Source organism: Aliiglaciecola lipolytica E3 (genome assembly GCF_000314975.1).
Taxonomy (GTDB): Bacteria; Pseudomonadota; Gammaproteobacteria; order Enterobacterales; family Alteromonadaceae; genus Aliiglaciecola; species Aliiglaciecola lipolytica.
The window spans coordinates 208,061-221,909 of record NZ_BAEN01000059.1 but is presented as its reverse complement, the minus strand read 5'-3'; the positions used below and the strand labels follow the sequence as shown (position 1 = coordinate 221,909).

Genomic DNA, 13,849 nt, shown 5'->3' with positions numbered 1-13,849 from the left:
TTATCCTTGTGTTTTGCTGGCGACAACGTGATTCGCTAAAGGCTTGTCGGCCTCGGCGTTTTTAAGCTGTTTTGCTTTAGCAACTTTAGCCATGCGATAACGTTTGTCTGAAATCGACATGATCCCGCCTAATGCCATGAAAAGTGCACCGGCCCATATCCAATTAACAAATGGCTTGATGTAAATTCTAATGGCCCACGCCCCATCATTGAGTTGTTCACCCAATGCCACAAATAAATCCCGAGTTATGCCACTATCTATACCGGCTTCGGTCATGCTAGTGCGTTGTACCGGATAAAAGCGCTTTTCTGCTTCTAGATGTGTCACTTTTTCGCTCAAAGTTGAATCTGTATACACATCCACTATGCCCACATGGCCGTCGTAATTCGGTCCTGATAAGTCACGAACACCGCTAAACTGGAATGCATACCCGCCTATTTCAATCACGTCACCGGCACGCATTCTGACATCTTTTTCTTGTTCGTAGTTACTGACCAAAGTAATGCCAATTAACATCACTGCGAACCCAACATGCCCTAACACCATTCCCCAATGGCTCGGCGTAAGCTTAGCCAATCGTTCTAGCATTGTTGAAGACTGAGATTTATCGGCAATGCGCTGCATGATTTCCTGCACAGTAGCGATAAGAACCCAAACACTTAAAATCATTCCCAATGTTGCCATATAGGTCATTTGGCTATAGCTTGCTTGTACCAGAAGTGCCGCACATACGCTTAAGGCAAAACCACTAATTAATTGCTTTTGAATGGCTTTTGCTGATTGCTTCTTCCAACGGGACAATGGCCCCATCGCTAACAACAGCACGAAGGGCACAATCAGATACACAAACATTTCATTAAAAAATGGCGCGCCAATGGAAATCGACCCTAAGCCAATTTCTTTATGCACCAATGGCAGCAATGTACCTAACAGCACCACTAATGTTGCTGCCGTTAATAACAAATTGTTACCCATCAACATGACTTCACGGGAAAACCATTCGTATCGTCCAACGCTTTTTAAATGCGGTGCTCTAATTGCGTATAAGGTCAATGAACTACCAATTACAACGCCTAAAATAGCCAGAATAAATAAGCCTCTGGTGGGATCGCTTGCAAACGAATGTACCGATACTAGGACACCAGAACGAACTAAAAATGTTCCCAACAAACTCAACGAAAAAGCGGAAATAGCGAGTAAGACTGTCCAAGATTTAAATATCTTGCGTTTTTCGGTTACCGCTAAACTATGTACTAATGCGGTCCCGACCAACCAAGGCATAAATGATGCATTTTCTACCGGATCCCAGAACCACCAGCCTCCCCAGCCTAATTCGTAATAAGCCCACCATGATCCCAGGGCAATACCAACCGTCAAAAAGCACCATGCTGCTAATGTCCAAGGTCGTGACCAACGTGCCCAAGTAGAGTCAAGTTGTCCTGAAATAAGCGCTGAAATCGCAAAAGCAAAAGCCACGGCGAATCCAACGTATCCCATATACAGCGTAGGGGGATGAATGATCATTCCGAAGTCTTGAAGCAGCGGATTGAGATCTCGTCCATCAACTGGGTAAAAAGGCAAAAGACTTTCGAACGGGTTAGACGCAATTATCACAAACAAGTAAAAGCCAACCGCTACCATGCCCAAAATAGACAACACTCTGGCGACCATTGCCTGTGGAATGCTATTACTTAATACGGCAACCGCCACCGTCCACATTGAGAAAATCAAAATCCACAATAAAAAGGAGCCTTCATGCCCGCCCCAGACTGCGGTAATTTTATAATACCAAGGCAACAAACTGTTAGAGTGGTTTGCTACATAGGCCACACTGAAATCGTCGTTATAAAATGCGTTGACGAGCGCAGCAAATGCAATAGCGGTAAACAAGAACATGCCGATAGCTAAAGGTTTAGCTAATGCCATTAACTGTGGTTGGTTTTTGTAGGCTCCCCACATGGGGTATACCGACAGTAGCAATGACATAAGTAATGCCAAAACCAACGAAAAGTGCCCTATTTCTGCAAACATGTATAGTTAATCCTACTGCCCTGATCCGGTATTTTGATTTGTGTTTAAGTTTTCTGGCTTCACATGCTTGATGCCTTTCATTTTTTCAGCCAATTCTGGCGGCATATACTCTTCGTCATGTTTTGCTAAGACTTCATCAGCAACGATGAAATTGTTTTCAGCCAAACGGCCGGTAGCCACTATGCCCTGCCCTTCACGAAATAAGTCTGGCAATATTCCGGCATAACTCACGGTAACAACCGGCCCAGTATCGGCCAAGTCAAAACTGACCGATAAACTTTCTTGATCACGCTTTACGCTGCCAGGAACGACCATGCCGCCAATTCGGAGTCGTTGTCCAACTTTGGGAGTAACGCCTTGTTTACCATTAATTATTTCAGACGGCGTATAAAAATGATCGATATTTTCACTCAGCGCGCTGAGCATCATCCATACCGCAGCCCCCACAAGTAATACAATCGACAATACCCCGATTAAGCGTTTTTGACGTCTTGGATTCACGATGACTTACCTTCTTGAACAGATGTTGGCTGCGCATTATCTTGCTTTGGATCGTCAGCCTGTTTTAAATTCTTTTGTTGGTTTTGTTTAATTCGTTTTTTTCTAGCGATCTGGGCATTCACCGCTTTGATTAGTTGTTTCTTAGACCAAATGCTTTCGTAAATCACTAAAAACACTGCCAGCATCGACACCCCAAACGCAAGCCAGACATAAAATCCGTAGCCGCCCATTTGCCAAAACGCCTGCCAAGAATCAAATTGAAAACTCATCCTTTGCCCTCTTTCAATAACGTTTTAACCGCCCAAGGGCGATGAATTTCACGACGTAACAACTCATTTTGCAAACGCTTTAAGGTGATTGCCCCAATTAATAGGACTGCTGCCAAGAGATTGAGCATCAACGGCCAGAACATTTCCGGGGCAATTGATGGTTTCGAGAATTTGCTGATTGTGGCGCCTTGATGCAAGGTGTTCCACCATTCTACTGAATAATGGATTATTGGTAGATTTATCACGCCAACGATAGACATAACACCCGCTGCTTTACCAGCTTGTATCTTGTCATCAAAGGATTTATACAAAGAAATCACGCCAAGATATAAAAATAATAAGACCAGTTCAGACGTTAACCTGGCATCCCATACCCACCAAGTTCCCCACATGGGTTTCCCCCAAGCAGCACCGGTAAATAATGCGATGAAGGTCATCATAGCGCCCACGGGTGCAATCGCAATCATCGCCATGTACGCCGTTCTAATCTGCCAAACCAACCCAATCACTGCTGCTAATGCCATAGCGGCATAAGCACTCATTGAGGTAATGGCGCTTGGTACATGGATATATATAATTCGGAATGAATCACCTTGCTGATAATCTGCTGGCGCAAACATCAATCCCCAAATAATACCGATTGTCAGCGTGATACCAGCGCTTAACGAAAACCACGGTAATAAAGTTTGGCAGAGTTTATAAGTTGACTCAGATTTCGCGTAAGGATGTAACCACTTCCACATTAACTTTGACTCACTTTTAATGCATAGGCAATGGCAACAGGCGCCAGTGCAAAGGCTAATAATAACATTGCCCCAATCAAACCTAAATGGGCGGTGTAGGGTAATTGTAATGATGCAGCATCTACCGCTGCAGTTGCAAAAATCAACAAGGGTACGAAAACCGGTAACAACAATAAGGCTAACAATACCCCGCCTTTTTGCAGGCCAACAGTAAGGCCAACCGCTACGGCTCCAACTAAACTAAGTAGCGGCGTACCCACCAATAAAGTGGCAAGGAGTGCCCAATACATGGCTAGATTTAAATTCAGAAACACGCCCAACAATGGTGATAGCAAAATCAATGGAAAAATGCTCACCAGCCAATGCACTAACACTTTCACTACACATACCAAAGGCATGGGAGCACCACTTAACATCAGTTGTTCTAGGGTACCGTCTTGAAAGTCGTCACGAAACAATCGTTCCATTCCCAACAACGAAGACAGGATAGCGGCCACCCAAATCACACCTGGGCCAATTTTTTGTAAGGTTTCTGGCCCAGGCCCAACTCCTAAAGGGAATAGACTAATAACTAAAACGAAAAACATCATAGGCTGCAATAACTCTGCCCGTTGACGAATCGCCAACGCTAAATCGCGCTTAAATATCGCCATCAACATAGCTGTCATATTCGATATTCCAACACCAGCTCAGAAGTGGGATAATCCACGTCCAAGGTTTGATGTGAGGTAATAATAATCGCACCACCTTCACTTAAATGCTGAATCATTTTGTTCCGTAGCAAAGCAATCCCTTGGACGTCCAACGCGGTAAATGGTTCATCTAAAATCCAAAGCTTGGCAGAAGCCTTTAACCAAAGTCGTGCCAGTGCAACGCGACGTTGCTGCCCAGCAGAAAGTTGACTAACCATCACATCTTCTAATCCAACCAAACCTAGATTAGCTAACAATTCGTACAGTTCACTTTCTGACGTAGTCACTTGATTTAATTGGCACCAGAATCGCAAATTTTCGATGGCATTGAGGTTAAGGCTTAATCCCAACTTATGTCCGAAATACACTAAATCTTGGCAGTAAAGCTCGTTTGCTTGCTGAATATTTTGCTGCTTATACTCAATCGTACCTTCTGCGGGATCAGCTAATCCCACTAAAATACGCAAAAGACTCGTTTTTCCTGCACCATTTTGACCGCGTACATACAGTAATTCTGAAGAATCAATAGAAAAGTTGATGTTTTCAAACAAAATCCGATCTTGCTTTACGCATGCTAAATTTTGCCCGCTTAATAGTGCCAAGTGTTGCTACTCTCCAGTTAAAGCTTGTATTACAACGACTTAGAAATTCAAAAGGGATAAACAATTTAGAAAATTGTGGGTTGAATTTCTAGCCGCAAAACGGCGCAAATCATACCATAGCAAAAAGCCAATTCCAGCTATTAGATTCTATATCTTCAACAGGTTATGCTTAGTTATTGTTTATTCTACTCTGGTTTTGCCGATAAGCTGTTTATGTCAGACATATCACTTAATTCGCAACAACAACTTGTTCAGGCTTTGGCACAGCTTTCCAAGTTATCGAACAACTCTCCTGTTGCAAAACAGGCTGCGCAAGTGATCGTGCAATTTTTGGCAAACAATCAAATTAGCTTATCTCTACCCAGACAACAGCAATCAATTACGCTACCAAAACCCAATAATTTACCAGCTGCATTCAACGCCTCGACTGTACAAGCACAATTGCAAAATCAAACTAGTTCATCTGGAAATCAAAATGCCACGTCAGAATTAGTCTTGTTCAGTAACCAATCAAAAGCTGGCGGGCAAACACTTATTGCTTCTTTATCTCAAAAACAATTCTCCAGTTTATTAAACGCAATCAGTACTTTGGTTTCCCCTGGCAAGCAAGCGAAACCGCAATTACTAGAAGCAAAAGTTGTGAATATCGACGCCAATACTGCCAGTTTATCAGTGCAGATAAATGCCAAATCAGAGATCGTAAAAGCGCAGATTCCAATTGATATGAAAGACCTTAAAATTAATCAATTGGTACAACTACAAGTCATTCCAAAAGGCAATCAATGGCAGGTCAGATTAATTGCAGACAGCCAATCTAATGCAGTTCAGAACAGTCATTCCAGCTCCTCTGTAGATAGCAAAAATAATCTAGATCAACTTTCCGGAAATGATTCAAAAAAGAATCAATCTCCCACTTTTCAAACCGCAAAAGAAAACACATCCGGTGCGGGCGCGATAACCAAAGAGTCACTAGTTAACCTAGCAAAAGCAGATGTCATCAAATTACTACAATCCGATTCAGCACGACTCAACAACCCAGCTAACAACTTGGGTATTTTGGTTCCTCGCCAACCGTTGATTGATACCTTGACCAAACAACCACAATTATTGCAAGACAACATCTTAGCAAAGCTATTGCAAATTAATCCAAGTGTGAAAAATATAAATATTGATTTATTGGCCGGCGGTAAAGCGGATTTAAAAGGCCAAGTTGCAGCTCCTATTGCTCAAATACCTTTAACTCAAGAACAAGTTAAACAGGTACAAACAATACTCTTCACCGGAAATGACAAGAAATCCTCAGAACTGATAAGCCAGCCCAGTACGTCTGTCGGAATAAATAATCATGCGCCCAAATTGACCACAGATAAGGCAAATAACCTGCAGAATTCAAAAGACATTACGCTAAACATTCCACAAACAGATGTGGCATCTTTGAGCAAAACCTGGCAATCCCTGAACAGCAAATTAGACGCCATGCCAGTGGAAGTGAAACAGCAGGTACTAACGCAAATCAATGAGCTTATTCGCCGAGTGTTACCTCAGGCAGTGAGTCCAAGTGAGACCTTGCAAAATATTGAGATAGCATTGCGTGATCCCACATTCACTAAGTCGCCAGAAAGTAAAGTTCTGGCAGAGACTATTCTAAAACAAATACAACAAGGGTTGCCCCAAGGTAAAGAAGCTGACGCTGAAAATATTAAACAGATTATGAGTCAAACGCCGCTAAACTTATCGCCGTTACAACTTACCCAAGGTATCTCTTCACAAGGCATAGTAGCCGGCTTAATGACCATGCTACAAATTACCCTGGCGTCACGATTAAATCGAAATCAACCGCAAAGCGGCGAAAAAATAGCGCAAATCGTTACCAGCTTAATCTCAGGAGAGAATAAGCCGGCGGCTTCGCAAACCCAAAGAAGTTTGAATGACCTCAATCAAATGGAGCAAAAACACCAGTTGTTAAAACAACTTGGAAGAATGTTTGCTCAGCATCAGTTCAGTAAATTGAACAATGCCGAACAAGCTTTACAAGGACAAGAAACTTTTTACTACGTGTTGCCCAGTGGTACTGGCGAACAAAAAAAAGATATCGAGCTGCTAATTAAACGCGAACCAGAGAAACAAAATACAAACGAAAAACAACATAACAAAGATGCAATTTGGCATTTAACGATGAAAATGGATATCGGTGAAATCGGGCAAATACTGACTAAAGCCAAATTACAGCAAGAGCAACTTGAGTTGGATTTGTACACCTCTAATGACGCGGTCAAAAATCTTGTTTTTGAGTATTTACCGTTGTTCAAAAAACGTTTGAAAAGCTTGGGAATAGAGGTTTCCAAGGCGCAGTGTCAATTGGGAAAAATTCCCGAACACCTGCAAACTCGCCCTTATCAAATTTTTGAAACCCAGGCTTAAAAGCGATTACACATGAAACATAAAAATAAAACCAAAAGCGCAGTTGGCATAAAGTACCAAGAAGGCGATAAACAAGCGCCAAAGATAATTGCAAAAGGCTTTGGTGATCTAGCTGAAGAAATAATTGCACTGGCAAAACAAAGCGGTGTTTTAGTACACGAAGATCCCTATTTAAGTGAATTTTTAGCACGCTTAGATTTGGGACAAGAGATTCCCGAACAGTTGTATCATGTGATTGCGGAACTCATCGCCTTTTCGTATGTTTTACAAGACAAGTTTCCTGAGAGTTGGGCAGCGTCTCATAATAAAGTGGCAACGAAAGCCTAATTACTTAGCAAGTTAACATTAATGAGTGGTTGGTTTTTATGCAAAGTTTTTGAAATTAACAATGGTTTTAGGTGTAACTTTCATCAACAAAAAACTAACGTGTAAAAATTATATTGCGTATTATTTTCTACACCTAGTTGTTTTTTAAAAGGTTTGTTGAAGAGCGATAACAAGTTAATCTGGAAATAACATGTTGAATGGGAAAAATCTAATGACGCTGCGCGCGCTTAAAAAAGTGGCTAACATCTGCTTCGGTTTGAGTTTATTGTTGCTGACAAATAACGTGTACGCCATCGGTGAACAAGTTTTAAATCAGTCGGCCGAAAATATTGAAATTGGCCTAATCGGCTTGGCGATATTGTTTACCACACTGTTAATCATCATTATATTTTTCAAACTCAGCCAAAAAAGAGCCAAGCAGAAACTGGCGAAAAATCAACAGGTCCTCGACCAAAACAACCAATATCTCGACAATTTCCATGTCGGTATGGTGCATGTAAATCATGCTGGTGAAATACAGTATTGCAATAAACTCGCTGCATACTATTTAGGTAACCGCGCAGAAAACCTGCAAGGTAAAATGCTTACCTCCTTATTTGACGAAGCCGATTCAGAGCGTTTAGTAAAAGGTATCAATGCAAAAATACAATGCAAAGAACAATGCGTTGGGCCGGTAAAAGAGCGCGCTTTATTGTTAGAGTTTGCACCGCAAAAAGATAACCTACAAAATATCGCGTCAGTTATTTCTATTGTTGATTTTAGCGCACCTCAGAATCAAATAGATAACTTAAGTAATGCATTAGCAACAAACAATCAGTTACTTGATGCCACCGATATTGGCCAATTGATTATCGACTTTAGTGAAAAAACCTTTCAAGCCAATCCGGTTTTCACAAGCTTATTGGGCAGTTCTGAAGGCCAACTTGAGGGAGAGATAAAAGCCTTTGAAAAATATATAAAGCAAACAACTCAGTTTGCTTGGAATCAAGCATATAAAGACCTTGAGCGAGGCGAAAACATAGACATTGAATGCAAACTAGATGGCCACGATAACGAATTAAATGTTAGGTTTATCGGATTTCCCACAGCATTTGATGATAAGAATAAAACCCTAAAAGCGCATATTACTGTTACCAATATTAATCCTGTTGTTAATTTAAAAAATCAGTTAGCGGCGAATAAGCAAATAGTCAAAGGCATGCTCAGCTCAAGTAGTAACCCTATGCTACTGTTAAATGAAAACGGCTTAGTCGTAGCCTGCAATACCCCATTCGAATTAATGTTTAATACTTCTGTTGAAAATTTACGTAATCAGCCAGCTAAACAGCTTTCAATCTTACCTTCACAGATACAAGACATAATGCCTGAGGGACAATCTGCCAGCATGGCTTATTCAGCTAGTGTAGGTAGCGCCCAAGAGATAGATTTGCAACTCCCTTCAGGCGATGAAAAAACGCTTAAAGTGAAAATTCAGTCTTTCCGAGACGAGTCTGGTAACCCTGCCGGCTCGGTATGTTTAATGGAAGACGTATCTGAACTCAAGCACACCAAAGCGCAACTCGATCACGAACGTCAACACTTCAACAATATCATCAATAAAGCACCGTTAGGTATTGCCATGATCGATGATGATGATCGCATAGTGCAGGCCAACAAAGCCTTAACACAGCGCTTAGCACTGAGTGAAAAAGAGTTGATGAAAGGGTCTTTCTATCAGTTATTTAATGATCCTAAAAACTCTGGAAAAGCCGCCAAAAAACTGCACAAAAATGGCCGTTTAGAAGGTTTCCATGCTGACTTGAAAGGTAAACAAGAGCAGCTACACCCGAGTGAACTAAACATAGAACTATTCGACCGTGAAAAACAACATTTTCTATGTTGGATTTCTGATATCAGTGACGAGCAATACCAGCAAGATAAATTTGAAAGCTTGTTGTTACACAGCAGTATGCCTATGGCAGTATTGACGGAACAAGGTTTTAACAAACTTAATCCTGCTGCCTGCGAGTTTTTCTCGGTCGAGGATGAAGAAGATTTATTTGGGCATTTCCCTTATTCCAAGAAACTCAATAGTGACGATGCAAACTTAGATGACTTTAAACAAAAAATAGAACAAATAAAACAAGATGGACAGGCACTTTCGTTAACTTGGCAACATAGCCGCGGCGATAATAAACTGCCGTGTCAGGCCACATTTGTCCCCATGTTCAAAGGGCAGGACTTTGATTCCATTTTGTGCATTTGGACTGACCTGAGGGCAATTAAAAAAGCTGACCAAGAACGTTTAGAAGCAATAAATCTCCACCAAGCGGCAGAACGGTTAATTGTTGAGAAACAGCAATTACTAGAAAGCAGTCAAGATCAGCTAGCGAGTAAAGTGAAATCTCTGTCCGATACCCAGACCAAATTAAAAGCGGCTGAAGAAGATATCACCGACAAGGCAAACGAACTATCGACCTTGCAAGAAGCCCATGACAATGTCACCGCACATCTCAATCAATTACAGCAAGACTACCAGCAAAGCCGTGAGTCGTTAGCGAGCAGCGAACAAGCCAATGAAGAACTTGCCGGACAGTTAGAACAAACAAGTAAACGCATCCATGGTTTAGAAAAACAACGTAACCAAATTGCTGATGAACTTCAGTACAGTGAGAAAAAGTATAAAGACGCACAAAAAGAGCTTGCGCAAAGTGAAGAAACGGCACGTAATTTAGAAATCGAGCGTGAAGAACAACAGCAAAAAATGCAGGCTTTTGAAGGCGAAATTAGCGGACTGAAAACCTCTATTCAGCAAAAAGATAAACAAATTTCTGATGTGAACGGGCAAATCAGTGCACTGCAATCCAAGCTTTCTAGTTCAAGTCAGGCTAGCGAAAAACTGCGTCAGTTATTAATCAATCAACGTAAGGCCAGTGAAATTGCGGAAAAGCAAAGACGTGAACTAGAGCAATCCTGTTTTGTAGCGCAATCAGAACTGTCTAACAAAGCGCGTCATATAGACCATTTGCAACATGAAATGAACAAGTTTGAAGAAATGTCCAATCAGCAAAAAGGCGATATGGAAAAACAACAAGCGCTGCTGCAACAAGAGCTTGAGAATAAACAAAAGCAGTTGCAATCAACCCAGCGTGATTTAGATGAAACCAAACGTCAATCTGAACAAGATAAAGCTGAAAAAGAACAACAGCAACAGCGCTTAGAACAATTGCAAGAAGACCTAATGGAAGTTGAACGCCGCAGTGCTCAACAACAAGAAAAAATTGCTGAAGCGGATAAACACTGGGCCGAGCAACAACAGAAACTGCAACAAGAATTACAAGATAAACAACAAAAACTGCAAGACACTCAACAAATTTTACAGCAACAAGAACAGCAGGTAGAAGCTGAAAAAGCAGCTAAAGCTCAACAACAAAAAGTGTTTGAAAAATTACAGCTTGAACTGGCTGAAATGCAAAAACGCAGCGAGTTGCAGCAACAACAGAAAAATGAAGAAGCTGAACAGCGGTTACAAGAACAACAGCGCCAATGGCAACAGGAACTCGAACAAAAACAACAAAAGCTTCAAGAAACTGAACAAATCTTAAATCAGGCAAAACAACAAACTGAAGCTGAAAAAGCACAACAACGTGAGTTAAAGAAACGCTTGCAATCTGAACTAGCAGAAATGGAAAAGCGTAGCGAACAGCAGCAAAAACAAATTATCGAAGAAGCTGATCGCCGCTGGAAGGATAAACAGGATGCACTGCAAGCTGAGCTGCTAGCAAAACAACAAAAATTGTTAGAAACCGAACAAGCATTGCAAAAAACCACACTGCAAACAGAAGCCGAAAAAGCCGCGAAACAAGAGCAACAAAAAATATTCGAAAAATTGCAGTCTGAGCTACTCGAAATGGAACAACGAAGTGCCAAACAGCAACGTGAAATGCAGGAAAGTGATCAGCAATGGCAACAACGTCAAGCTGAATTAAAACAGGAAGTAGAGGCTAAACAATCCCAGTTGCAATTAACCCGCAAACAACTTGATGACAATCAGCGCCAAGCGGATCTAGAAAAACGCGAACGTCTAGAGCAACAGCAAAAACTTGATCAATTAAAAGTTGAATTGGCCGATGTGGAAAACCGCGCAACCAAACAAAAAGAAATGTTACAAGGTAGTGATGAGCAGTGGCGTCAACACCATGCAGAAATAGAACAACAGAAAAAGCAACTACAACAATCTCTTCGTGATGCTGAACAGCAAAATGCGCAAATGCAACAAAAGCTACAGCAGAGTTTACAAGAGCTACAACGAGCTGAATCACAAGTCAGTGATACGCAATCTGGAGAACAAAAACTACAAGCTGAATTAGATCAGGCAAAACGTGAAGCACAGGAATTACAAGATAAACTGAAACAGCAAGAACAACAGGAACTGAAACTTCAACTCCAACTCGCTGAACAACAAAAAGCGTTGCAACAGAGTGAGCAAAATGTGCAAAGTATGCAAAATGAACAACAGCAACTTGCCACCGAGTTACAAGCCATTCAAGCTGAATATGACAGCACGAAAGCGAGTATGAACGCGCAAGACAGTAACCAGTCAGAACTCAACCAAAAACTGCTGCAACTTGAACAAGAATTAAATAACAATAAAACTCAGATAGCTGATAAAGAAACCGAGCTACTGCGCGCACAAAAACAATTAGAATCCAGCCAAGCCAAACTGCAAGACAAAGAAAAAGCGTTAATCGCCGCGCACAAAGAAGAGCTAAAACAAGCTCAAGAGCAACTTCCCAAGGTCGAAGTCAAAGCAACACCTGCGTTTGCCAAAATGGATATGCCCAGAGAGCCACATGTCTGGTTTGACTTATTACCTTATTTGCAAAAAAATCCTCCCAAACAGTCACTGGCAATTGATTTAAGTGCTTTGATGAACGAATTGGAAGGTGCGATGCAGAAAATGGATGATGCAGTAACCCAAGATAACAACAGCGCCATTCTCACCCAAGCGAGAAAACTGGCGCATATTGCACGCAAAGTAAATTCAGATCCACTGGATGATGTAGCTACCCGCCTGGAGGCAGATTTCCGCCAAGGCGAAGTAGACAGTATTTCAATTTTCTGGCCTAGTGTGAAAGAATCCATTATGACAACTTTGCGCGTGATATATTCGCATTTGCACAATTAACCGGCAGTAACAAAGAATGCAGCTAACAGAAAGGGCAAAGTAGTAAAATATACTCAGCCCTACTGTTGCTAAAAATACTGTGAACATGCACTATTCCAAAAAATATCTAAATTCGTTTACCCATGCAGAATCAAATAATTTATCAATTCCCTAGCGGCCAAATTGCCAACCGTTTTTTAAATGACGTGAACGCCGAACAAAGACCGCACATTAAAGCCAAGTTATACCGCGGCTCTGTTAAAGTGCAGGTGACCTATCACTACTCAGATACTGGATTTGATAGCACTAGTGCCGAACTAGATGATCTAGCGCGTCGTTATGACGGTGAAGAAGTTAGCTAAATCTGAATTGCCCAACCCAACCACAGTGACGGCCCACTAAATCTGTAAGCTGCAATAGAATATCCAGTTCCCAGCCCAGCTTTTAACGGATTATTGAATCGTAAATCCAGCTGAAACAGCAGTCGTGGAAGCTGCTGAAGTCTGCTGCGCTACTAGCGCCCCCGCCGTTGGCTGTTCTACCGGATCGGCCTTGATGACAACGGTAATGGTGCCTGTGGCCGTTGTGGTTCCAATAGCTGGATTATTTGGCGCGGCGCCATTGATACTCACTATTGTAACCCCCGCTGGCGCGGCAATTATATATTCACGTCCCGTCACGGGCACAACCGTAACCTGATTACTTGTCACGGTTAAGACAAAAGTGGTGTTAACACCCGCAGCAACTGTTGTAGGTGCCGTTGTCCATGCGTCTATAATTGTCGCCTGACCAGGTGTTGTCCCATTTGGAATAGTGCCTTTGGCTGCTTTTATTGCATTCGAAGTTTTCCATTTGTTATAAAACCAGAGCGCAAGTGCAATTAACAACAGTAGCACTACGATTAACGCAGCAATAAGTTTATCCATTACATCTTCTCCTAAGTTTCTTTATCGGCTGCACGACTTATTGCAGCAACACAATGAAGCGCGCTCACCAAAGCTACGCGCCAATCGACTTCTTATTCGATGACAGTCACTTAGTGTTTATTGTCTTTTCTAACTAACAACTAAAAAAAGAAAGGGGCATCCGCCTGGTGCGACTACAAATTTGTACGAAG

At 41.8% G+C, this 13,849-nt stretch carries 11 protein-coding genes; 4 read left to right on the top strand and 7 right to left on the bottom strand.

The features are described from left to right. From GLIP_RS15165 to ccmA, 6 genes are read right to left on the bottom strand one after another with little or no spacing between them, the layout of a single operon-like run. Complete coding sequence (locus GLIP_RS15165; RefSeq protein WP_008845546.1) at positions 1-2,031, bottom strand: heme lyase CcmF/NrfE family subunit; 2,031 nt, start codon at positions 2,029-2,031, stop codon at positions 1-3. Between the two features lie 12 nt (positions 2,032-2,043). Further along, positions 2,044-2,532: a cytochrome c maturation protein CcmE gene (gene ccmE, locus GLIP_RS15160; protein WP_008845545.1), complete on the bottom strand. Its 489-nt coding sequence runs from the start codon at positions 2,530-2,532 to the stop codon at positions 2,044-2,046. Then, positions 2,529-2,801, bottom strand: coding sequence for a heme exporter protein CcmD (gene ccmD, locus GLIP_RS21510; RefSeq protein ID WP_008845544.1), 273 nt, complete (start codon positions 2,799-2,801; stop codon positions 2,529-2,531). Before ccmD ends, ccmE begins: the two co-directional genes overlap by 4 nt. Next, the gene (locus GLIP_RS15150; protein WP_008845543.1) at positions 2,798-3,544 is read right to left on the bottom strand and encodes a heme ABC transporter permease; all 747 of its coding nucleotides are present in this window, start codon (positions 3,542-3,544) and stop codon (positions 2,798-2,800) included. Before GLIP_RS15150 ends, ccmD begins: the two co-directional genes overlap by 4 nt. Further along, positions 3,544-4,212, bottom strand: coding sequence for a heme exporter protein CcmB (ccmB, locus tag GLIP_RS15145; protein WP_008845542.1), 669 nt, complete (start codon positions 4,210-4,212; stop codon positions 3,544-3,546). Before ccmB ends, GLIP_RS15150 begins: the two co-directional genes overlap by 1 nt. Continuing rightward, positions 4,209-4,838, bottom strand: a complete 630-nt coding sequence (ccmA, locus tag GLIP_RS15140; protein ID WP_008845541.1) for a cytochrome c biogenesis heme-transporting ATPase CcmA — start codon at positions 4,836-4,838, stop codon at positions 4,209-4,211. Before ccmA ends, ccmB begins: the two co-directional genes overlap by 4 nt. A gap of 213 nt (positions 4,839-5,051) precedes the next feature. Between ccmA and GLIP_RS15135 the strand changes: the two genes are divergently transcribed. From GLIP_RS15135 to GLIP_RS15120, 4 genes are all read left to right on the top strand, one after another. Beyond that, positions 5,052-7,259, top strand: coding sequence for a flagellar hook-length control protein FliK (locus tag GLIP_RS15135; RefSeq protein ID WP_161602057.1), 2,208 nt, complete (start codon positions 5,052-5,054; stop codon positions 7,257-7,259). A 12-nt stretch (positions 7,260-7,271) separates the two neighbouring features. Beyond that, a complete protein-coding gene (locus GLIP_RS15130; protein ID WP_008845539.1) occupies positions 7,272-7,586 on the top strand; it encodes an EscU/YscU/HrcU family type III secretion system export apparatus switch protein in 315 nt (104 codons plus the stop codon). A gap of 190 nt (positions 7,587-7,776) precedes the next feature. After that, positions 7,777-12,753, top strand: a complete 4,977-nt coding sequence (locus GLIP_RS15125; protein WP_153886349.1) for a PAS domain-containing protein — start codon at positions 7,777-7,779, stop codon at positions 12,751-12,753. A gap of 122 nt (positions 12,754-12,875) precedes the next feature. Next, positions 12,876-13,094, top strand: a complete 219-nt coding sequence (locus GLIP_RS15120; RefSeq protein WP_008845537.1) for a hypothetical protein — start codon at positions 12,876-12,878, stop codon at positions 13,092-13,094. A 90-nt stretch (positions 13,095-13,184) separates the two neighbouring features. On the opposite strand, the gene GLIP_RS15115 is transcribed toward GLIP_RS15120, so the two are convergent. Then, on the bottom strand, positions 13,185-13,658 hold the full coding sequence (locus GLIP_RS15115) for a hypothetical protein (RefSeq protein ID WP_008845536.1): 474 nt from the start codon (positions 13,656-13,658) through the stop codon (positions 13,185-13,187). Positions 13,659-13,849: the final 191 nt, after the last annotated feature.